This window comes from Clostridium sp. CM027 (assembly GCF_024730565.1).
Taxonomy (GTDB): Bacteria; Bacillota; Clostridia; order Clostridiales; family Clostridiaceae; genus Clostridium_AD; species Clostridium_AD estertheticum_B.
Genome location: NZ_CP077725.1, coordinates 2756452 through 2779687, shown reverse-complemented (window position 1 = coordinate 2779687; position 23236 = coordinate 2756452). Strand labels below are relative to the sequence as shown.

The window sequence follows — 23236 nt, the reverse complement described above, 5'->3', positions numbered from 1 at the left end:
AACTAAGTTACATTACCATTCCACCATCTACATTTATAACTTGACCTGTTATGTATGAAGCTTCCTCTGAGGCTAGAAATGCTACTACATTTGCCACATCTTCTGGCGTTCCAAGTCTCCTTAGCGGAATAGTGCTCATTATAGTATCCTTTACCTTCTCGGTCAAACCACGTGTCATATCTGTTTGAACATATCCTGGGGCTACTGCATTACAAGTAACTCCGCGGCCCCCAAATTCTCTAGCCACAGCCTTAGTCATACCTATTATACCTGCCTTTGCGGAGGAATAATTCACTTGGCCTGCATTTCCTGTAAGCCCAGACACTGAAGATATATTTATTACTCTTCCACTTCTCTGTTTAAGCATTATGGCTGATACATGTTTTGTGCAATTAAAAGCACCCTTCAGGTTAATATCTATAACACTGTCAAAATCAGCTTCCTTCATTCTCATTAAAAGACCATCTTTTGTTATGCCAGCATTATTAACTAGAATATCTAAGCTTCCGAACTCTTCAACACTTTTTTTCATCATATTTTCCACATCACTATAACTGCTAATATCACATTGAATTGCTAACACCTTAACTCCTAAATCTTCTATTTCTTTAACTACTTCGCGCACTGCGTCTTCACTATTTCTATAGTTAACAACTACATTTGCTCCAAGCTTTGCTAGCTTTACGGCTATTGCTCTTCCAATACCCCGACTAGCTCCTGTAACTACTGCTGTTTTCCCTTTTAACATAAATTCATGCTCCTTTACATCTTTCATAGGATTCCACTTTTTAATCAATTCTATTGTTTAAGCAATTCTATCGCTTACTTAAAGATGCAACAGCTTTGTCCAAAGATGCCATATCTTCTACATTAACTACTGTAAGTTTTCTATCTATTTTCTTGATAAATCCACACAGGACCTTACCTGGACCTATTTCTACGAAAGTATCGACACCGTCTTTTATCATATTTCTTATAATTGTTTCCCATAAAACGGAACTCATAACTTGAAGTTTTAAATTACCTTTAATATCATCCTTGCCTTTTACATAATCACCATTTACATTTGTCATTACTGGAATAGTAATGTCTTTAAGGTTTATATTTTCAAGTTCAATTTCTAACTTCTCCGCTGCTGGTTTTAACATAGAAGTATGAAATGGTGCGCTTACAGGTAAATTAATAGCCCGTTTTGCGCCTTTTTTCACAGCTCTTTCGCAGGCAAGTTCTACCGCCGCTATTTCCCCGGCAATTACTATTTGTCCTGGGCAGTTTAAATTAGCGATTTCTACTATCCCAGAGGTTCTAGCCTCACTACAAGCTTCTTCAACTAAGTTAACTGCAAGGCCTAAAATAGCTGCCATAGTTCCTATCCCTACAGGCACTGCTTCCTGCATAAATCGTCCACGCTTTTTAACAATCTTTACCGCATCTTTGAAATCCATAGCTCCACTACAAACCAGTGCTGAGTACTCTCCAAGACTAAGTCCTGCAGTTACATCACATTTTATGCCATGTTCTTTTAATGCCATAAGGGCTGCTATACTAGTAGTTAAAATAGCTGGTTGAGTATTCTCTGTGATATCTAGCTCATCTTCTGTGCCCTCAAAACAAAGTTTGCTTAGCTCAAATTTAAGCTCCTTATCTGCTATATTAAATATATTTTTGCAAACCTCTATATTTTCAAATAATTCCTTACCCATACCAATATATTGGGCTCCCTGTCCAGGAAAAATAAAAGCAATTTTACTCATATTTCCCTCCTTAAATAATAATATTCTTTTTTATCTAAATTTTATAATACCTTCTTCTGCCTCTGCAAACATTTCTTCTATAATTTCTCTGCAGCTTTGTTCTTTCTTTACAAGACCTGCGATTTGACCTGCCACAACAGATCCCATCTCAATATCGCCTTCTTTTACTGCCCTTTGTAGACATCCTCGTCCGAGGGCCTCTAGCTCCTCTACTGGAGCATTTTCCTTTTCAAGCTTTTGAAATTGTCTTGATAACCTATTTTTTAAAGCCCTAACAGGGTGCCCTGTAGGTCTTCCTGTAACTACAGAGTCTATATCCTTTGCAGCCAATACCTTCTTTTTGTACTTTTCATGTATTGTGCATTCATCCGCCACTAAAAATCTTGTTCCTACTTGAACTCCCTGGGCTCCAAGCATAAATGCTGCCGCAATACCACGCCCATCACCTACACCCCCTGCTGCAATCACCGGAATACTAACTCCATCGACAACTTGTGGAACCAGAGCCATAGTTGTAAGTTCACCGATATGTCCTCCAGATTCACAACCTTCTGCGATAACTGCATCTGCGCCTGCCCTCTCCATGCGTTTAGCCAGTGCCACTGATGGTACCACTGGTATCACCTTAATTCCATGTGACTTCCAAAGTTCCATATACTTACCTGGATTGCCTGCACCCGTAGTAACAACTTTAATACCTTCTTCACATACAAGCTGTGCAATTTCTTCTGCATTATCACTTAAAAGCATTATATTAACGCCAAATGGTTTATCTGTTAACTTCTTTGCTTTTCTAATTTCATTTCTTATATAATCAACTGGTGCATTAGCCGCTGCTATAATACCTAAGCCCCCTGCATTAGATACTGCAGATGCTAAGCTACTGTCTGCAACCCAAGCCATACCACCTTGTATTATCGGATATTTCACACCTAAATCTTCAAAAAATACGGAATTAAACATTTTATCCCTCCTTTGTTCCTTAAAAGTATATAGTTAAATCATCTCCCGCGGAGTTGCAATATAACAACCCAAGAAGGAGATTTATACTCCCACTGAAGTTTCTTCTTCGTTATAGTATGGAACTCCCACTTATAAAAGTGGGAGATTTCCCTTTTGAAATGCCGTTAAAGTCAGATAATTATAGAAAAAAAGCATATATTACGTGGACTACATTTCATGTAATATATACTCTTTTATCATACTGAAATAAACTAAATTTTAATATGATTAGTATCTCAGTTCTCTAATCACCTAACCCATTAATTCCAATTATTTTAACTTTTCTTCTATATAGTTAACAATTCCCTTTACATCTTTAATGTTTTCTATATCTTCATTCGGTATTTCAATTTCAAAGGCCTCTTCGAGTGACATTACAATTTCAAATATTTCAAGAGAATCTATTCCTAAATCATCTGTGAAATTCGCCTCCATTTTAACCTCTGCTTCGTCTATCCCTAATTGTTCAACTATTACATTTTTAACTTTTTCAAATACCATTACTAATTCCTCCTAATATTTTATTTATTGATTGTCCATTCTATTAATGAAGCTCCGTAGGTTAATCCACCGCCAAAGCCTACAAGTATAATCTTATCTCCAGCTTTTAATAAATTCTTCTTATTCATCTCATCTATTGCTATAGCTATGCTTGCCGCTGAAGTGTTCCCATAACGATCTAAGTTCACAAAGAATTTATCTTTATCAGCCTTCAATTTTCTAACTACAAAATCTATTATTCTGTAGTTTGCTTGATGGCAAACTACATATTTAACATCCTCTAAGGTATAATTATTTTGATTTAAGATTTCGTTTATACTGCTTGCAATAGTTTTTACTGCAAATTTAAAAATCTCTTTGCCATCCATACTTATTTTCGCATTAAAATTTTCATTTCCTTCTATAAAAGTGTTTTTTACATCTACAGTAGGACAAGTTAAAACTCCACCTTTTTCACCCTCTGAAGCTGAATTTATAGAAATAATTCCTTTTTTACTGCCTGCCTCAAGAACTGCTGCTCCTGCTCCATCACCAAAGAGTATACAAGTTTTTCTATCTGTCCAATCAACAATCTTTGATAGAACCTCTGCACCTATTATTAAGGCTCGTTTACGCTCTCCTGTTTTAAGAAATTGCATTGCTATATCAAGGGCAAATATAAACCCCGTACATGCTGCTGATATGTCAAAGGCCATAGCATTAACTGCTCCAATATTCCCTTGAACTATGCATGCAGTGGCCGGTACAAATTGATCAGGCGATGTACTTGCAAGAATTATCAAATCTATATCTTCCGCTTTAACTTGTGCATCCTTTAATGCCTCAAAGGCTGCTTTTGTTGCTAAGTCTGAAGTGTTTTCACCTTGTGATATATGTCTCTCTTTGATACCCGTCATAGAAACTATCCATTCATCAGAAGTGTCTACAATCTCTGCCAATTGATGATTAGTCATTATGTTTAGAGGAGCATAACTTCCTGTACCAATTATTTGTACTTCATTCATTCCTTAATCGATCCTTTCATTAACTTTCTAATCTATATTTTTTTTTGAAGAAATCATTTAATTTTTCTAGAGATTTTATTAGTACATCTTCTTCTTCTGCATTTAGACCATCTATAGTTGCGTGCACCATATCAGAATGAAATTTTTCATGTATTCTATAGGCGAGTTTCCCTTTTCTAGTAAGCGCAATCATTACTGATCTTCTATCTTCTTCGCCTCTTTTCCTATTTACATATCCTTTTTTAAGAAGCTTATCGATAGCCGTTGTAAGCGTACCTACAGTAATTTTAATATCTTGAGCTGCTTCTGACATAGTTCTGTACTCATACATCCCTATTGCATCAATAGTATGTATTTCCGTTATAGATAGGTCTTTAAGTATACCCTCTTTAAGTGCCCTCTGTTCTATCTGTAATATATCGTTAAAGGTCTCTACTAAAAGTTCATTTATAACACCAACAGATTTGCTCATATTTATCACCATTTCCCATACTTTGATTTTCATGTACTTTACTTTTCATATACTTTGACAATCAAAGTATATCGATGTAATGATTATTTGTCAATATACTTACCATAAATATGCAAATTTTCTTTTTTAATTTATATTTGTAATAAAATTAAAAATCGTGTTCTGCCTCTACTACTAGTTCACTCATAAGTTCTTTAACCGATATAATTTTATCTACTTTGTAAGCATTACTTCCAACGAAAATAAGTCCCTTATCTAAATTACCTTTTACTGATTGTATTAACGCTTCCGTAATACAATAAGGAGTTTTTTGAGGATTACAGTCCTTTATGCATAAATAACATTTATCCACTTTGCAACCACTTTCCTGAGTGAGCTTCATAAACTTATTGTTAATAGCCCTCCCCGGCATACCTACAGGACTTTTTACTATCTTTATATCTTCTTCTTTTAAATTAACATAAGCCATTTTAAAAGCTAAACTAGCATCACACTCCTGCGTAGCCACAAATCTAGTAGCCATTTGTACCCCTGCTGCTCCAAGTTTCATGATTTCTGCAATGTCTGCGCCAGTATAAATTCCACCAGCAGCTACTACAGGAATTTTTTTATTATACTTTTCTTCAAAAGGCTTGATTGCCTCAATAACTTCTTTAACTATATCCTTTAAGTCTTGGGTTTTCTTTTCTAGTAATGATTCCATAGAGAAACCAAGATGTCCACCAGCTTCAGAACCTTCAACAATAATTAAATCTGCAGCACAATTGTTTTTTTTATCCCACATTTTTGATATAACTGTAGCTGCCTTTGCTGATGATACTATTGGTGCAAGCTTTGTATTAAACCCCTTAGCCATTTTAGGCAAATTAAGTGCAAGTCCTGCACCAGATATTATTAAATCTATTCCTTCTTCTAAAGCAGTTGCTGTAAGTTCTTCATAATTATTCATAGCTACCATAATATTTATCCCAATAATACCCTTAGGACTTAATTCTCTAGCTCTTCTGATTTCACTTCTTAATGCTCTTATGTTTGCTTCCTTTGCATTGGTTCCAAAGTCTTTTTCATTATATCCAATTTGAGCAGTAGATATTATCCCAATCCCGCCTTCATTTGCAACCGCTGATGCTAGACTCGAAAGAGACACTCCCACTCCCATACCGCCTTGAATTATAGGAATACCTGCTATTAATTCTCCAATTTTTAAAGGAGGTAACTTCATAATTATCCGCTCCCTTTACTTTGATTTTGAATTAGTTTGATAGTCAAAGTATATATATCTTTATATTCTATGTCAAGACAAAAGTATCTTATAACTTTTTTGAGTATTTTTTTGATAATACCGTTTTACATTACATACTTCTTAGTATTTACTATGTTTTGAAAATTATTTATTAATTTAATATTTTAATTGCCTTTAGCATATATTGTATTATAATGAATTAGCACTATCCGTTATTATTATGGGGGGCAAATATGAAAAAGTTTATTAGGCAAAATAAAAAATAGTGGTAATTGCAAGTATTTTGAATATATTGTCATCGTTGTTATTGGTATTAACAGCGTTAATGTTAGCAAATCTCTTGAATGTTATTATTGCAGGTGATGTACATGCCTTAATAAAACAAATTATTTTTATGATTTTGATGTGGACTATATCTATCATTATGGATTATGAAAGTAAAATAAATACAGCAAAAGCCGTTGCAAAAATGAATTTCACTTTAAGATATCAAATTACAGATAAATTAACACAAATGGACTATGAGCAATTTTATAAAAACGAGACCGGAAGCTATGTTTCTTGGTTAACTAACGATGTAACTCAGATTGAAAGTACAACATTCAACCAATTTTTCGTATTAATTTCACAATTATCTATGATTATATTTTCATTATGTGGATTAGTATATATTCACTTGTGGGTCGCAATGCTTGCAATTGTTTTATGTGTTTTAATGATAATTCCCCCAAAGCTTATGAACAAAACTGTTGAAAAAGATTCAAAAGCTATGTCTGATCAACAAGAAGAATTTGTAAAAGTTACAAAGGAAACTATGATGGGACATGAGGTATTATATAGTTATAATTTATTGTCACGATTCAAATCCAGCATTTTAGAAAATTCTAAGATTTTAGAATTAATGAAGTATACATTTAAGAAGACACAGATAGTAGTTAACACCTTAATTAGTTTATCAAATATAATTTCTCAAATTGCAATGACTTTTATTACTGGATATTTGTCAATTAAGGGATTAACATCTGTAGGTTCAATTTTACCAGCTGCAAATTTAGCTGGTTCATTTTTCGGTTCATTTGCTACTTTATTAAATTGTGTTACAACAATAAGGTCTTCTAAACCTGTTTTGCAGAAATTTGATACCGATTCTAATCAATTTACAACTTTAGAAATGTGCCCACCTTTTTCTAGCTCCATCGAACTTAAAAATGTAAGTTTCGGTTATAAAAATGAAGATGTTTTTAAAAATCTTTCACTTATCTTTGAAAACGGAAAAAAATATGCAATCATTGGGAAAAGCGGAAGTGGTAAAACCACATTGATTAAATTGATTTTAGGTCATTTAAATAATTATGAAGGAAACATATATATTGATAATGTTGATATAAAACAATATAGTCAAGAAAGTATTAGGGATAATTTTGCATATATTAGTCAAAATGTATATATATTTAGTGGGACTATAAAATATAATATAACATTGTGCGAAAACTTTACTGAAGAGGAATTAGATAATTCATTAAAAGAAAGCTGTCTAAGTGATTTTGTTTTATCTTTAGATCAAAATTTAAATACTTTTTTAGGCGAAGAAGGGAATAACATTTCAGGTGGCCAAAAACAACGCCTTTCTATAGCCAGAGCTTTGATCCGTCATAAACCAATCATCATTATTGATGAAGGAACTTCAGCATTAGATAAAAAAAATGCATTTGAAGTCGAGTCAATGTTATTAAAAAATCCTAATTTCACTATTATTCTCATCACACATCGTTTAAGCGAGGAATTGATAGATAATTTCGACAAAATAATTGAGTTATAATCACTTAAAAGATTAAACCGGCATTAGAGAGGGTATAGCCGACATACGTACAAAGACCGTCCACATGGTGGAATGAATATCCATTATGTGGCTTTTTAAGCGTTATACTTTATTAGATCATGAATTTAAGTGCTGTTATGCTCCCTATTATCCACTGGTAGTTGAATAGATTTTTAGGGTTAGCCACGTTGATAATAGTATTTTATGGTAGTATAATGAACTAAATATAAATGAAATATTAAAAGGATTTAGGAGGCATTATGAATTGGATTTATAAAGTAAAACAAATAACAAGTCTATATGATAGTTGTAATACATGTGGGTTACCAATTATAAATTGCCTTTGTGATAAAGCACCTAAAATAAAAACTAATGCAAATATTTGGATTCTATCTACAGAAAAAGAATTTTACAGACCCTCTAATACTGCAAGAATATTAAAGATAGTTAATCCACATTCAACAGAAATTTTTCTTTGGGAAAGAACGAAGATACCTGAAAAATTAGTAGCAAATATAAATAATGAAATATATGAGCCATTCTTACTTTTCCCTATAGAAAATTGTGAGGCTGCGCTCCGAAAAGTTGAATATAAAAGGACTGGTAAAATCCCTGTATTTATTATCATAGACGGTACATGGAAGGAAGCACGAAAAATAGTTAGGAGAAGTGCCTATCTAGAGAAACTTCCAATTATTTCATTGAATCCAAGTTTTAAGTCTAAATATGATTTAAGACGAGGTGCGGTCGATGGTAATTTATGCACAATAGAAGCCGCGATCGAAGTATTAAAACTAAATAGAGAGATCGAAAGTGCACAAGTAGTAAATACATTTTACAATCTATTTTTAAAAAGCTATAAGGCAGGTTCAAGTGGACATGAACTTTCACCTTCTAATAAAAATTGAAAATGCCACCCAAAAGGCGGCAAAAATTCTACATCGGTTGCTGGAAATTTTGAGACTGCTGATCTTTAATTTTCTGTTTACCATCCTCCATAAATTGAGAATCCTTTGGTGATAACATATACAAAACCTCTTGAAGCTCCCCAACGTGCCTTCTTTCTTCATCTGAAATGTGATTTAAAACCTTTTTAACTATTTCATGAGATGTTGACATTGCATGAGCTTCATAAGCTATGATAGCCTCAAGTTCACCAGCAATGTCCACACGAATTGCTTGCGCCAGCTCTTCATTTGACATTTGTCTTGGTACATTTGCAACGAATGGATTTCCTAATAACGCCATAGTTTCTTCCTCCCTTTCAATCTTAAATTTATTTTTAGCATCATACTGAATTATTATTCATTTATAAATGCTACTTCTAAAGTCTTCTCTTTGTTATAGTGTATACCCCCCTCTTATAGAATAGAGAACCTTTCCTTCTGAAATGTCGTTAAAACGAAAAGGTGTGTTATCATAGTTTAAAACTTTTCTATGCTGCAACATGTATACCTATCTATAAATATATATATATATATATATTTATAACTACAAATGTATGTAATCTTTTCTGCTGAATTTATGAGCAGACCTTTAGCAAAATATTACACCAAATAAAACCTCATACGGATTATATATATTAAAAAATAAAAAGAGAGGGTGAAACAAAATAGAAATTAATTTCTATTTTGTTTCACCCCCTTTTCTAATCCAGGTTATATTAATATTCTATTTCAACTACTTTTTCTACTGCTGCTAATAACTTTCCGCTCTTAACGAGTTCAGTAACTTTATCTAGATCTTTATACATAACTATATCATATTCAATAAAGTCTACAGATTTTCTAACTAAATCGTAAGCTTCTTGAGTTGCTATGCCAAGTTTGAATCCAGATTCTTTTCTGAAATCTATAGCTTGACATGCAGCTAATATTTCTGTTGAAACTACTCTAGATGCATTATCAACTATATCCCTAGCTTTTCTTGCTGCTATTGTTCCCATACTAACTAAGTCTTCTTGATTAGCTGAAGAAGGTATTGAGTCTACTGATGCAGGATGAGCTAATATTTTATTCTCAGATACTAAGGCTGCTGCTGCATATTGTGTAATCATAAATCCTGAGTTTAATCCACCATGTTTAGCTAAGAACGCTGGTAAATCGTTTAATTGAGGGTTGATCAATCTTTCTAATCTTCGCTCAGATACACTAGCAATTTCAGCTGATCCAATTCCTAAGAAGTCAAAGCTTAATGCCATAGGTTCTCCGTGGAAATTACCTCCTGAAATTACGTCTCCCTCTTCAGTTACTATAGGGTTATCTGTTACTGAATTTATTTCTCTTTCAACTTGAGCTTTTACATAGTTTATAGCATCTTTACTTGCACCATGAATTTGAGGCACACATCTTAATGAATAAGCATCTTGTACTCTTACTTCACCTTGTCTTGTTACATAAGTACTACCTTCAACTAGTTTTAATATGTTTCTGGCTGTTGCTAATTGTCCTGGCTGTGGTCTTAGCACATGAATTCTTGGATCAAAAGCATCTGTAATTCCTCTTAAAGCCTCCATTGTCAAAGCTGCTGCTATATCACTAGTTTTTAATAACTTTATAGCATCATAAGTAGCTAACGCTCCTGTTGCAGTTAAAACTTGCGTACCATTTATAAGCGCTAAACCTTCTTTAGCATCAAGTTCTATTATAGGAATTCCTGCTTTTTCCATAGCAACTTTACCTGGTAATATTTCACCTTTATACTCTGCTTCACCTTCACCAATCATAGGTAAAACCATATGTGCAAGTGGAGCTAAATCTCCTGACGCTCCTAAAGATCCTTTTTCAGGAATTGTTGGGTAAACACCTTTATTAATCATTTCAATTAATGTTTGCAAAGTTCCAGGTCTTATACCTGAAAATCCTTTTGATAGTGCATTAGCTCTTAAAAGCATTATAGCTCGTACGACATCAGTTGGAAATTTAGGACCATATCCACAAGCATGTGAGCAAATTAAGTTTCTTTGAAGTGTTTTGCAATCTTCTTTAGAAATACTAACATTACAAAATTCACCAAACCCTGTAGTTACACCATAAACAGCTCTTTCATTTTCAACTATATCATCAATTATTGCTCTTGATTTTATAACTCTTTCTATAGCACTCTCTTTTATAGAAACCCTGCAACCATCTCTAGCTATAGATACCATTTCCTCTAAAGTTAAATCATTTCCTGTCAAAAGTATTTCTTTCATTTTTATTCCTCCTAAAATTTATTAGTAATTTATTTAGACTAGAATATCATAGATCCTATAATACCAAATATCATAAGTGGTATAGTATAATGTAAGAATGTCGGTACACATGTATCCCAAATATGATCATGTTGACCATCTACACTAAGTCCTGATGTTGGTCCAAGTGTACTATCTGATGCTGGTGAACCTGCATCTCCAAGCGCTGATGCAACACCTATTAGAAGTATAGTAGCTAGTGGAGAATATCCAAGTTTCATTGCAAGTGGGCAGTAAATTGCAGCCACTATAGGAATAGTACCAAATGAACTCCCTATACCCATCGTTACTAATAAACCGACAAGTAACATTAAAACTGCACCTGCCAGTTTACTTCCATTAACCATTCCTGCAAGAGATGTAACTAAAGCTTCCACTGCTCCAGTTTTCCTTAAAACATCCCCATAACCTGATGCAACGAGCATTATAAATGCTATTAACCCCATTATTTTAATTCCACCATCAAGTAATCCATTAACATCCTCAAACTTAACTGCTCCTGAAACAAATATTATAATTAATGCTCCCAACGCTCCAAGAGGAAGCGATCCTGTAAGAACTTGAATTACAAATGCAGACACAGCTCCAATTAGAACACGCCAATGTTTTGAATTCATTTTAAGGTCTCCATCTTTAATTTCATCCAGCCCTTCTATTTGAATATCCTTGTATTCTCTTGGCTTTCTATAAGTATAAAATACAGCTATAAGAAGACCTATAACCATTCCAATCCCTGGAAGCCATAGCACTTTAGCTACATCAGCTGTCATAACAGGTATACCATTTTTAGTCATTTCAGAACTTATAATCCCATGAAATATTAGACCAAATCCTACTGGTAAAACAATATACGGAGCCTTTAATCCAAATGTAAGAGCACAAGCTACTGCTCTCCTGTCTATTTTAAGTTTATTCATTAATAAAAGTAGCGGTGGTATTAATATTGGAATATATGCTATATGAACTGGTATAAGATTTTGAGAAAAACAACCTAAAAAGGCTAATAACATTATAAATACATATTTCTTTTGTCCAACGATTTTAGATATTTTCTTAGCCAAAATCCCTGCTAGTCCAGTTTTATTTACTGCAACTGCTAATGCGCCAAGTAATATATAGCTTAATGCAGTTTCAGCATTTCCTCCCATTCCTCTAATGAGTGTCCTCATAGTATCTCCCAAAGACATACCAGAAACTAAGCCTGCTGTCATGGCTGCAATTAATATAGACAGTAGCACATTAAGTTTAAAAAGACATAAAATTATCATTACAATAACTGATACAACAACTGGATTAAATAATAACATATATTCCCTCCTCGTGGCTAATTGTTATAGATAAACTTCACCTTCATCAACAATTTTCACCTTACCTTTTAAGTAAAATAACTACGCTTCTCTCTTGTTTTTGAGTTAATTCTCCCGCTAAAGTGGATGTGCCTGAAGCACACCTTCTTTCCCAAAATAAACTATCTATTCCCTTTACTGCCTACTATTAAATGAATTATTCCTGGAAACTCTACCATTGCACTTGTAAACGGTTCCATTGTGATTAACATAAAAATCTTTAGTCTCTTTAACCAAAGGCATAACAATTTTAGATTTATATTCGTTGCTATTTTTTAAATGCTCTACCTCACAATTTATTACTCCGTTAAATCCTGATACTTCTAAAGAACAATAAGTTTTTCATTTTCCTTTTTCACACAAGGATACTCCTTGTCCACCAAAACTGCCACTAACGACTTTGTCGCATTTCCACAAAACTCGCCTCCCATCATCTGAAGCCTAGGACAGTACTACCTTTTCCTTCTTCTGTACAAGGTTTTTCTATGAATTCAACCTGTTCAGCATGGGGGCTTCCATACTCCATAATTTTATTAGCAACATTGATATGAAATTGTCTCGATGCAGACTCTAAAATAAAAACGGTCATATTTTCTACTGGATTTACTTTAATGAAATGTAACTTTATTGTTATAACTTCCTTTTTGTTTTTATTATAAATCAATTTTAACATCCAAACGTCAAATAAGTGTCTATTATGAATTATCAATTAAATTTGATAAAAATTTTAAGTATATACTGCACATTATTAGTTCACTGTTTTTTTTTACCATAAAAATACATTTTTCCCCTTGTCATAGTACTATTTTGCCTTTTTACAGTTGCATTTATATTACATTTTACTATTTACGTCTATATTACATCTATTAATCCAGAATTTCCACATAAAAGGTTCAGCTATAATCTTATTTTGGCATTTTATTTATATTGTAGTATAATTTACATAAGAAATTTTATGGCATTATACGGGAGTGATTCGATGGATTATATATATTGTAAAATGTTTGGTAATTTTTGCGTAACTGTCAATGAAAAAGAAATATTCTTACCATTCAGTAAAGCTCAAGGCCTATTTTGTTATTTACTACTAAATAAACAAGATAACAGAGAACATCTCTCAGAACTTTTTTGGGCTAACCAAGAAGAAGGCAATGCTAAAAAGAATCTAAGAAATGCTATCTATAAAATAAATAAATGCTCTAATGTTCCGGTATTGGTATCCCCTCAAAAATCAATAATTATGCTCAATCCAGATATAAAAATAGACGTAGATATATATACTTTTATGAGTGATGAAAGTGAAATAGATGTCTTTAAAGGAGAATTTCTACAAGGATTTTGCCCTAAAAATGCAGAAAATTTTGAAATTTGGCTATTAGAAATGCGTGAAAGTTTTGAATGTATGTATATTGATAAATTGAATAAAAAAATAGAAAAGGAATTACAAAATAATAATTATGATATTGTTGAAAAATATTCAAAGCTATTGATAAAAATAGATGAATTCAATGAAAATGCTTATATATATCTACTGGAAAGTTACAAAAATCAAGGTAAATATAACCAAGCAATTGAAACATATAATGATGTTAAGAAATTATTTAAAGATGAATTATCCATTTCTCTTAATGATAAAATATTAAATGTAGTTAATGAAGTAATAGATATTATGAATACAGTTAAAAGCAGTAAAAACGCTGATGATTTTTTCTATGGAAGATATAATGAATTGAGGATATTACAAAACAATTACAATAACTTCATGAAAAACGAATCTTCGAAATCCGTATTTTTGGTAGGCGAAGCTGGTATAGGAAAAACAAGATTGAAAGATAAATTTCTAGAAGTAGTAGATGAGGATACAACTTATATTTTAGAAACTTATTGTTTTCAATTTGAAAAGGATTGTATTTTAAAACCATGGACCATAATATTATCCAAGCTCTCCGAAATTATGAAAAATAAAAATATAAAAATCCCAACTTTATGGGAAGATATTTTAGAAAATTGTTTTTCTGAGATTGATGAATTAGATAATAAAGAACGAAGCCTTAAGGTTATAGAGAGTAACTATACATTAAAATATGAAGTCATTGGGAATGTAATTACTAATATACTTACTAAAATAGCATACGAAAAGAAAATAATGCTTATTTTTGAAGATATACAGTGGATTGATTATGGTAGTTTAACCTTTTTAAGCAGTATAATTTTACATGGTCATGCTAACATTTTGTGTTTCATGACATATAGAAATGAATACAACATCGAAATAGATAAATTCTTAGCTTCAGCAAATAAACACAATAAGATTTTAAGGATGGATTTATTAAGATTTAATAATGATGAAGTCGAAAATTTCATTAAAATTGGTCTTCCAAAAAATCATTTCAATAAAGATATAGTAAATAAAATATACAACGAAACTGAAGGAAATGCATTTTTTTTAACAGAATATATTAATACTATAAAATCTAATAGTAGTATAAATATTATGTCTTCTAAAATGCAAGATGTAATGAAAAGCAGGCTTTTAGATATTTCTGAAGGGTGCAAAAACATTTTAAGAATTTCATCTTTATTTTTTGATGAAATACCTTTGTATATTTTACATGAACTTACAGGAGAAGATGAACTTAAGATAATTGACTCAATAGAAGAACTTCAAAATAAATTTATATTAAAAGAAACAAATAACAATAATATAATAAGCTTTATGTTTACTCATCAAAAGTTAAGAGAATTTATTTACATCAATCAATCCTTGGCAAGAAGAAGAATTCTTCATAATAATATAGGCTACATTATTGAAAAGGGTTTAACAAATAATAGAAGTGATATAACCATTTACAATAAACTTGTTTATCATTTTTCAAACGCAAATAATAATTTAGCAACATTAAAGTATAGTATAAAAAGTTTAAACGTATATTTAAATTTTAGTCATGAACTTTATCCAGTACTATATTATAAGGATGTTAATTTTTATAACAATCTATATTTTAGTAACAATAAAACCATTAAAAGCATAAAGAAGATAGAAATTCTACTATTAAAAATAAAAAATGACTGTAGAAACTCTAAAGAAGTTTTAAGATTAGAGATCGAATTTTTACATATTAAAGGAAGATATCTTATAAGAGAAGGAAGCTATGAAAAAGGCGTTGAATTCATAAATGAAATGATAGAAAAAGCTAATGAGATTGAAGATTCAGATTACTCTATAGAAGGGTACAAGCAGATGATATATTATTGTATACAAACTAATAATATTGATGATATGATAAAATATGTAAACATCGGTTTAGATAAAGCAGCAGATTGTAATTATCATATGGAAATAGGCGTATTTCTACGATTTAAAGCCTTATATAAAAAAATGCAGGGAAAATACAGTGAAGCAGAAAGACTCTTTAATGAATCTATAAATATCTTTAATGTAACTAAAAGTGTAGCTGATAAATACGCCTTGAGTATAGCGGCCGCTTATAACTATATAGGCGATATAAGAAGACAAAGCATGAAATTTCAAGAAGCTTTAGACTTTTTTAATAGAGCAATAAAAATATGCGAAGAAAAAAATGTATTCCCCAGTCTTTCTATTTTCAACATAAATGCGGGTGAAACATGTTTCAATATGGGATCATATCCTGAGGCAAAAAAATATTTCGAAAGGGCCATGGATATCTATAAACAATTCGATTTAATGTGGGAAAAGTCTATTGTAGAAGCCTTTATGTCAAGAATACTAATTAGTGAAGGAAATTATGAAAGTGCCTTAAAATATTTAAAAAATTCAGATGTGCATTCAAGGTTGCTAAAAAACCCTCATGAAATTGGAATTGTATATATGGTAAAAGCTCAAATTAAAAGTGAAATGAAAAATAATGAAAAGTTAAATAAAATTTTTAATATGTACTTAAATGAAAATTTACAATTCTATTGTGAAAATAGTATTAATTTTTTAACTACCTCAAAGGATAATTATGAAATAGATTTGCTAAATACCTTAATAAAGGAAAATAGTTATGAGTGCCCCAAAAAATAGACATTTTAATGACGACATGGTATTAGAATGTGATTATAAAGAGGGGAGTGATCAGTAATGATTAATAATATTGATATAAAAAATGCAATGACAGTTTCTTTAGATGATTGTTTACCTACTATGCCTGAATTTATTGAGGGAATAAGGAGAGCTCCAGATAGAGGCTTCCACCTTTCAAAATCACAGACAGAAATATCACTTAAAAACGCACTTCGTTACATTCCAGAAAAGTATCATGAGGAGCTTATCCCAGAATTTATGGAGGAGCTTACTACAAGAGGCAGAATATATGGATACAGGTTTCGTCCCGAAGGCAGAATATATGGAAAATCAATAGATGAATATAAAGGAAACTGTATTGAAGGTAAAGCTTTTCAGCTTATGATTGATAATAATCTTGATTCTGAAGTGGCTTTATATCCTTATGAGCTTGTTACTTACGGTGAAACAGGAAGTGTATGTCCAAATTGGATGCAATATAGACTTATAAAGAAATATCTAGAAATAATGACTCAAGATCAAACATTGGTTTTAGAATCAGGACACCCTCTTGGGCTTTTCAAATCAAAACCCGATTCACCAAGAGTAATAATTACAAATGCACTAATGATAGGCATGTTCGATAATCAAAAAGATTGGGAAATAGCAGAGGAAATGGGTGTTGCAAACTATGGACAGATGACTGCCGGAGGATGGATGTATATAGGACCTCAGGGCATAGTTCACGGTACTTACAATACTTTATTAAATGCAGGTAGAATGAAGCTTGGAATCCCAAATGATGGTGATTTAAGAGGACATATATTTGTAACATCAGGTTTGGGCGGTATGAGCGGTGCTCAGCCAAAGGCAATCGAAATCGCAAATAGTGTAGGCATCGTAGCTGAGGTTGATGAATCAAGAATTAGTACAAGACTTGAGCAAGGGTGGGTTATGAAGCAATCATCAGATCTTGATGAGGTATTCAAAATTGCTGACGAATACTTGGGAAAGAAAGAGCCAATGTCAATTGCATATCACGGAAATATAGTTGATTTGCTTGAGTATGCAGTAAAAAACAACAAAAAAATTGATTTATTATCTGACCAAACATCTTGCCATGCGGCATACGAAGGTGGATATTGCCCTAAGGGAGTAACTTTTGAGGAAAGAACAAGTCTTCTTGCAAAAGACAGAACTAATTTTTGCCAATTGGTTGACAAAAGTTTAAAACGTCATTTTGAACTTATAAAAATATTAGTTGAAAGAGGGACATACTTCTTTGATTATGGCAATTCATTTATGAAAGCAATTTATGATGCCGGTGTTAAGGAAATATCTAAAAATGGAATAGACGAAAAAGATGGCTTTATATTTCCATCTTACGTAGAAGATATAATGGGACCACAGCTATTTGACTATGGATATGGACCATTCAGATGGGTATGTTTAAGTGGAAAGAATGAAGATTTAATAAAAACAGATCATGCTGCAATGGGATGCATAGACCCAAATAGAAGATACCAGGATAGAGATAACTATAACTGGATAAGGGATGCAGAAAAAAACAATCTTGTTGTTGGTACAAAAGCAAGAATACTTTATCAGGATGCTACAGGAAGAATAAACATAGCTCTTAAGTTCAATGAAATGGTAAGAAATGGAGAGATAGGACCTGTTATGATGGGTAGAGATCATCATGATGTAAGTGGTACTGATTCACCATTTAGAGAAACTTCCAACATAAAAGATGGAAGTAATGTTATGGCAGATATGGCTGTACAGTGCTATGCCGGGAATGCAGCAAGAGGTATGAGTCTTGTAGCGCTTCATAACGGTGGCGGTGTAGGAATCGGGAAATCAATAAATGGAGGATTCGGTCTTGTACTTGATGGAAGTTATAGAGTAGACGAGATAATCAAATCCGCTCTTTCATGGGATGTTATGAATGGAGTTGCAAGACGTTCATGGGCAAGAAATGAACATTCTATAGAAACAGTCATAGAATTTAACAATACACATAAAGGTACAGACCATGTTACTATTCCTTATTTAACAAACGAAAAACTTGTAAGGGATACTGTTAGCAAGTATTTTGATAAATAATATATTTAAGGGGATGTATTTATGAAAAAAGGAAATTTGCTTATAAAAAACTCCTCGGAACTTGTTACCTGCAGTGGTAGCAATGCAAAATACGGTGAGGAAATGAAAAACATTCATATCATAAAAAATGGAGCCGTTGTCATTGAAGATGGCATAATTAAAGCTGTTAATACTACAGAAGAAATATTGAAAATTTACAATGAAGCAGATTATGAAGTTATAGACGCATCTAATAAATGCGTCCTTCCAGGATTTGTAGACTCTCACACTCATTTTGTATTTGGTGGCTACAGGGCAGATGAATTTGCTTGGAGACTCCGCGGAGACAGCTATATGGATATAATGGAGAGAGGCGGCGGAATACAAAATACAGTAAACGCAACAAGGAATGCTTCAGATGAAGAACTTTATAATATTGGATTTGAAATGCTTAATGAGATGCTTAAACTTGGAGTAACAACTGTAGAAGGTAAAAGCGGTTATGGCCTTGATTTTGATACAGAAATAAAGCAACTTAGTGTTATGAAGAAACTTAATGAAGATCATGCTATGGACCTCGCAATTACCTTTTTAGGTGCACATTCTGTTCCACCCGAATACAAAGGTAAAAATGATGAATATATTGACTTCATTATAGATAAAGTTCTCCCTGTGGTTAAATCAGAGAATCTTGCAGAGTTTTGCGATGTTTTTTGCGAAGACAAAGTTTTTTCTGTAGATGAATCACGAAAACTTCTTTTGAAAGCAAAGGAAATGGGTTTTAAACTTAAACTTCATGCGGATGAAATAGTAACCCTTGGAGGATCAGAGCTCGCAGCAGAAGTTGGCGCAATATCAGCCGACCATCTATTACATGCTTCAGATGATGGAATAAAAGCCATGGCAGATAAAAAGGTAATTTCTACCCTCCTTCCCTGTACTGCATTTTGCCTAAAAGAACCATATGCGAGGGCAAGGGAAATGATTGATAAGGGCTGCGCTGTAGCACTGGCATCGGATTTTAATCCAGGAAGCTGCTTTACATATTCAATACCTCTGGTATTCGCAGTGGCAGCTATATATATGAATATGAGTACGGAAGAAGCTATAACAGCGCTTACAATAAATGGTGCTGCTGCTGTCGGTAGAGCAGATTCCATTGGAAGTATCGACCCTGGTAAAAAAGGTGATATTGTTATTTTGAAATATCCTTCTTATAATTTTATACCATATCATACGGGTATAAACATTGTAGAAAAAGTAATTAAAGCTGGGAATGTAGTTGTTAATATATAATTAATCTTAAATAGTAAAGGAGAGAATATTATGTTAAAATTAGTAGAATGCGTTCCAAATTTTAGTGAAGGCAGAAACAAACAAATAATTGAAAGCATAGTTGACGAGATAAGAAATACAGAAAACGTAAAATTACTTGACTATTCTTCCGATAAAGACCATAACAGGACAGTTGTTACATTTGTTGCTTCACCTGAAGATGCTAAAAAAGCAGCTTTTAAGCTAATTAAAAGAGCATCAGAGCTTATAGATATGAGGACTCAAGAAGGTGCTCATCCAAGAATGGGAGCTACAGATGTGGTTCCATTTATTCCAATTCAGGATATTACTACAGAAGAATGTGTTGAAATGGCTAAAGAACTTGGCAAGAAAGTTGGAGAAGAATTAAATATTCCTGTTTATCTTTATGAAGATGCAGCTACTTGTGAAGCACGAAGAAATCTTGCTAAAATTAGAAAAGGTCAGTACGAGGGATTCTTTGAAAAAATAAAACTTCCAGAATGGAAACCTGATTTTGGTCCATGTGAAATGAATGAAAAAAGTGGCTGTATAGTTATAGGTGCCAGATTTCCACTTGTAGCATACAATGTAAACTTAGGCACAGACAATATGGAAATAGCAACTGCTATTGCTAAAAAAGTAAGATTTATAGGTGGAGGGCTTAGATTTGTAAAGGCTATGGGCGTTAAACTTTGTGAGAGAAACATAGTTCAGATTTCTATGAATCTTGTAAATTATGAAAAAACCGCCGTATACAGAGCCCACGAAATGGTTAAAATGGAAGCTTTACGATATGGAGTACCCGTTGTTGGCAGTGAAGTTATTGGATTGGTTCCTTTGAAAGCATTAATAGACTGTGCTGAATATTATCTTCAAATAGAAAACTTTGATATAAGTCAAATACTTGAAAAGAAACTTTCAGAATAAAAACTTAAAAAGCTTTCAGGGTAAGGAACCAAGAAAATATAATTAATTATGATGAGGAGTCGAATTATATGAGTATTGTTCCGAGTGATATTGAAATAGCTCAAAAGGCTAAAATGCTACCCATTGCAAACATTGCTGAAAATTTAGGAATTGAAGATGATGAATTAGAAGTTTATGGTAAATACAAGGCAAAAGTTTCTTTAAGTATTTTTGATAGATTAAAGGATAAAAAGGATGGAAAGCTAATCCTTGTAACAGCAATTACTCCAACTCCTGCAGGTGAAGGAAAATCAACTACTGCTATTGGTCTTGGAGATGCCTTGAATAGAATAGGTAAGAAGACATGTATAGCATTAAGAGAGCCCTCTTTAGGACCCGTATTTGGTATGAAGGGAGGAGCAGCCGGCGGCGGATATGCCCAAGTAGTTCCTATGGAAGATATTAACCTTCACTTTACAGGAGACATGCATGCTATAACTGCATCAAATAATTTACTTACTGCAGCAATCGATAACCATGTTCATCAAGGGAATAGCCTTAAGATAGATATTAGGCAGATTGTATTTAAAAGAGTTATGGATATGAATGACAGATCTCTTAGAAATATAGTTGTTGGTCTCGGTGGAAAGGTGTGTGGTTTCCCACGAGAAGATGGTTTCATGATTACCGTCGCATCAGAGGTTATGGCTATTCTTTGTCTTTCTAAAGATTTAATGGATCTTAAAGAGAGGCTCGGTAAAATAATAGTAGCTTATAACATGGATGGTAATCCAGTAACTGCAAAAGATCTTAAAATTAATGGAGCGATGACCCTTTTGATGAAGGATGCTATAAAGCCGAATATAGTTCAGACATTAGAAAATTCGCCAGCAATAATTCATGGCGGACCATTTGCTAATATAGCTCATGGTTGCAATAGCCTCATAGCTACAAAGCTTGGTCTTAAACTTTGTGATTACTTAGTAACTGAAGCAGGTTTCGGTGCTGACCTTGGTGGAGAGAAGTTCTTTGATATAAAATGTAGATATGGAGAATTGAAACCATCCGCTACAGTTATAGTTGCTACTATAAGGGCACTGAAAATGCATGGTGGAGTATCTAAATCAGATTTAGGCATAGAAAATCTTGAAGCCCTTGGTAGTGGGTTTGAGAACTTAAAAAAACAAGTTGAAAATATAAGAAAATTTAATGTACCTGTAATGGTTGCTGTAAATAGATTCAGTAACGATACAGAAAAAGAAATAGAACTTCTTATATCAAAATGTAAAGAGTTCGGAGTTGACATAGCCCTTAATGAAGTATGGTCTAAAGGCTCCGAAGGCGGAGTTGATATGGCCCGAAAGCTTATAAAACTTGTTGAAACAGAGGAGTCAAACTTTAAACCTATTTATGATGTAAGCAGTTCTATAAACGAAAAAATCAACACAATTGTTAGGGAAATATACGGTGGAGATACAGTAGTGTTTGAAGCAGCTGCTAAAAATCAGATGAAAAAACTTGAAGAATTAGGCCTTGATAAGATGCCCCTATGCATTGCTAAAACTCAATACTCCCTATCTGATGACAATAAACTTCTTGGAGCTCCAAAAGGTTTTAAAATTACAATAAAAACTGTAAGAGTCTCTGCAGGTGCAGGATTTATTGTATGCGAAGCTGGCACCATAATGACCATGCCAGGACTTCCTAAGGTTAGCGCCGCAGAAAAGATGGATATAGATGGAAGTGGAGTTATAACAGGATTATTTTAGACATATGCTCATATTATGTTGAAAAGATAGAGAAAGGAGTACATTATTATGTTATTAGTTGATAAAAGCGTTAGAGAATTCATTGACCAAACCTCCCAAAATTGCCCCGTACCAGGAGGGGGAAGCATTGCCGCACTATCAGCTGCATCTGCTGCAGCACTTGTTTCAATGGTTGCAAGTTTGACTATTGGTAAAAAAGGTTATGAAGATAGTGAAGTCATGATGAAAGAAGTTTATGAACAAGCCAACAAATATAAAGAAAGATTTATAGAGTATATAGATGCAGACTCTGAATCTTTTCATGGAGTAATGGATGCCTTCAAATTGCCAAAAAACAGTGATGAAGAGAAATCTGCAAGAAAAGAAACTATTCAAAATGCATTAAAGCATGCATCAGAGACTCCATATAAGATAGCAGAAGATGCGTATGCACTTATGGATTACTCAGAAAAAGCAATAAAACACGGAAATAAAAATGCAGTAACTGATGGTGCTGTATCAGCTATGATGGCAAGAAGTGCAGTTCTATCAGCTCTTTACAATGTAAAAATAAATCTATCCTCAATCAATGATAGTGAGTTCGTAGCTCGATTTGAAAAAAAAGTATCTACTCTTGAAAAAAATGTAGTTGAAAGAGAAAAACAACTACTAAGCAAAGTAGTTTTATAATAGGGATAGATCCCCATAGCCATCAACCTAAGGTAAATCATAATTTGCCTTAGGTTGTTTTTTAATATGTTTAAACATACTTAATATGCTTATCATACTGAAAACTATATT

General features: G+C 32.9%; 19 protein-coding genes. 8 read left to right on the top strand and 11 right to left on the bottom strand.

Going from position 1 to position 23236, the window contains the following annotated elements; all coding sequences use genetic code 11:
• Positions 1 to 7 precede the first annotated feature (7 nt).
• The 7 genes from fabG to KTC92_RS13085 form a co-directional block, all read right to left on the bottom strand.
• Positions 8 to 748 (bottom strand): 3-oxoacyl-[acyl-carrier-protein] reductase, encoded by a 741-nt coding sequence (gene fabG / locus KTC92_RS13115; protein ID WP_165411858.1) that lies wholly within the window; start codon positions 746 to 748, stop codon positions 8 to 10.
• 67 nt (positions 749 to 815) lie between these two features.
• Positions 816 to 1754: an ACP S-malonyltransferase gene (fabD, locus tag KTC92_RS13110; protein WP_216302126.1), complete on the bottom strand. Its 939-nt coding sequence runs from the start codon at positions 1752 to 1754 to the stop codon at positions 816 to 818.
• A 30-nt stretch (positions 1755 to 1784) separates the two neighbouring features.
• Positions 1785 to 2717 carry an enoyl-[acyl-carrier-protein] reductase FabK gene (fabK, locus tag KTC92_RS13105; RefSeq protein ID WP_216302127.1) on the bottom strand — a complete coding sequence of 311 codons (933 nt, stop codon included), beginning with the start codon at positions 2715 to 2717 and terminating at the stop codon, positions 1785 to 1787.
• Positions 2718 to 3026: 309 nt separating this feature from the next.
• On the bottom strand, positions 3027 to 3257 hold the full coding sequence (acpP, locus tag KTC92_RS13100) for an acyl carrier protein (RefSeq protein ID WP_216302128.1): 231 nt from the start codon (positions 3255 to 3257) through the stop codon (positions 3027 to 3029).
• 20 nt (positions 3258 to 3277) lie between these two features.
• Positions 3278 to 4261, bottom strand: a complete 984-nt coding sequence (locus KTC92_RS13095; RefSeq protein ID WP_216302129.1) for a beta-ketoacyl-ACP synthase III — start codon at positions 4259 to 4261, stop codon at positions 3278 to 3280.
• Between the two features lie 19 nt (positions 4262 to 4280).
• Positions 4281 to 4733 (bottom strand): MarR family winged helix-turn-helix transcriptional regulator, encoded by a 453-nt coding sequence (locus tag KTC92_RS13090; protein ID WP_165411859.1) that lies wholly within the window; start codon positions 4731 to 4733, stop codon positions 4281 to 4283.
• A gap of 148 nt (positions 4734 to 4881) precedes the next feature.
• The gene (locus KTC92_RS13085; protein WP_216302130.1) at positions 4882 to 5955 is read right to left on the bottom strand and encodes a nitronate monooxygenase family protein; all 1074 of its coding nucleotides are present in this window, start codon (positions 5953 to 5955) and stop codon (positions 4882 to 4884) included.
• Positions 5956 to 6241: 286 nt separating this feature from the next.
• Between KTC92_RS13085 and KTC92_RS13080 the strand changes: the two genes are divergently transcribed.
• Both KTC92_RS13080 and KTC92_RS13075 read left to right on the top strand, forming a co-directional pair.
• Complete coding sequence (locus KTC92_RS13080; protein ID WP_258280602.1) at positions 6242 to 7795, top strand: ABC transporter ATP-binding protein; 1554 nt, start codon at positions 6242 to 6244, stop codon at positions 7793 to 7795.
• 260 nt (positions 7796 to 8055) lie between these two features.
• A complete protein-coding gene (locus tag KTC92_RS13075) occupies positions 8056 to 8703 on the top strand; it encodes a tRNA-uridine aminocarboxypropyltransferase (RefSeq protein WP_216302132.1) in 648 nt (215 codons plus the stop codon).
• 28 nt (positions 8704 to 8731) lie between these two features.
• On the opposite strand, the gene KTC92_RS13070 is transcribed toward KTC92_RS13075, so the two are convergent.
• The 4 genes from KTC92_RS13070 to KTC92_RS13055 all read right to left on the bottom strand — a co-directional run bounded on the left by KTC92_RS13070 (position 8732) and on the right by KTC92_RS13055 (position 13046).
• Complete coding sequence (locus KTC92_RS13070) at positions 8732 to 9043, bottom strand: demethoxyubiquinone hydroxylase family protein (RefSeq protein ID WP_220286229.1); 312 nt, start codon at positions 9041 to 9043, stop codon at positions 8732 to 8734.
• A 415-nt stretch (positions 9044 to 9458) separates the two neighbouring features.
• On the bottom strand, positions 9459 to 10988 hold the full coding sequence (gene hutH, locus KTC92_RS13065) for a histidine ammonia-lyase (protein WP_220286228.1): 1530 nt from the start codon (positions 10986 to 10988) through the stop codon (positions 9459 to 9461).
• 38 nt (positions 10989 to 11026) lie between these two features.
• The gene (locus KTC92_RS13060; RefSeq protein ID WP_220286227.1) at positions 11027 to 12334 is read right to left on the bottom strand and encodes a Na+/H+ antiporter family protein; all 1308 of its coding nucleotides are present in this window, start codon (positions 12332 to 12334) and stop codon (positions 11027 to 11029) included.
• Positions 12335 to 12803: 469 nt separating this feature from the next.
• Complete coding sequence (locus KTC92_RS13055) at positions 12804 to 13046, bottom strand: hypothetical protein (RefSeq protein ID WP_258280601.1); 243 nt, start codon at positions 13044 to 13046, stop codon at positions 12804 to 12806.
• 306 nt (positions 13047 to 13352) lie between these two features.
• Here KTC92_RS13055 and KTC92_RS13050 point away from each other — a divergent pair, with 306 nt between their 5' ends.
• The 6 genes from KTC92_RS13050 to KTC92_RS13025 all read left to right on the top strand — a co-directional run bounded on the left by KTC92_RS13050 (position 13353) and on the right by KTC92_RS13025 (position 23125).
• Positions 13353 to 16421 (top strand): tetratricopeptide repeat protein, encoded by a 3069-nt coding sequence (locus KTC92_RS13050; RefSeq protein ID WP_220286226.1) that lies wholly within the window; start codon positions 13353 to 13355, stop codon positions 16419 to 16421.
• Positions 16422 to 16478: 57 nt separating this feature from the next.
• Positions 16479 to 18506 carry a urocanate hydratase gene (locus KTC92_RS13045; protein ID WP_220286225.1) on the top strand — a complete coding sequence of 676 codons (2028 nt, stop codon included), beginning with the start codon at positions 16479 to 16481 and terminating at the stop codon, positions 18504 to 18506.
• Positions 18507 to 18527: 21 nt separating this feature from the next.
• Positions 18528 to 19781 carry an imidazolonepropionase gene (gene hutI / locus KTC92_RS13040; protein ID WP_220286224.1) on the top strand — a complete coding sequence of 418 codons (1254 nt, stop codon included), beginning with the start codon at positions 18528 to 18530 and terminating at the stop codon, positions 19779 to 19781.
• A gap of 30 nt (positions 19782 to 19811) precedes the next feature.
• Entirely contained in the window at positions 19812 to 20708 is an 897-nt protein-coding gene (gene ftcD, locus KTC92_RS13035) for a glutamate formimidoyltransferase (protein WP_216302139.1), read from the top strand.
• A 68-nt stretch (positions 20709 to 20776) separates the two neighbouring features.
• A complete protein-coding gene (locus KTC92_RS13030) occupies positions 20777 to 22456 on the top strand; it encodes a formate--tetrahydrofolate ligase (protein WP_216302140.1) in 1680 nt (559 codons plus the stop codon).
• 48 nt (positions 22457 to 22504) lie between these two features.
• Positions 22505 to 23125, top strand: coding sequence for a cyclodeaminase/cyclohydrolase family protein (locus tag KTC92_RS13025; protein ID WP_165411798.1), 621 nt, complete (start codon positions 22505 to 22507; stop codon positions 23123 to 23125).
• Positions 23126 to 23236: the final 111 nt, after the last annotated feature.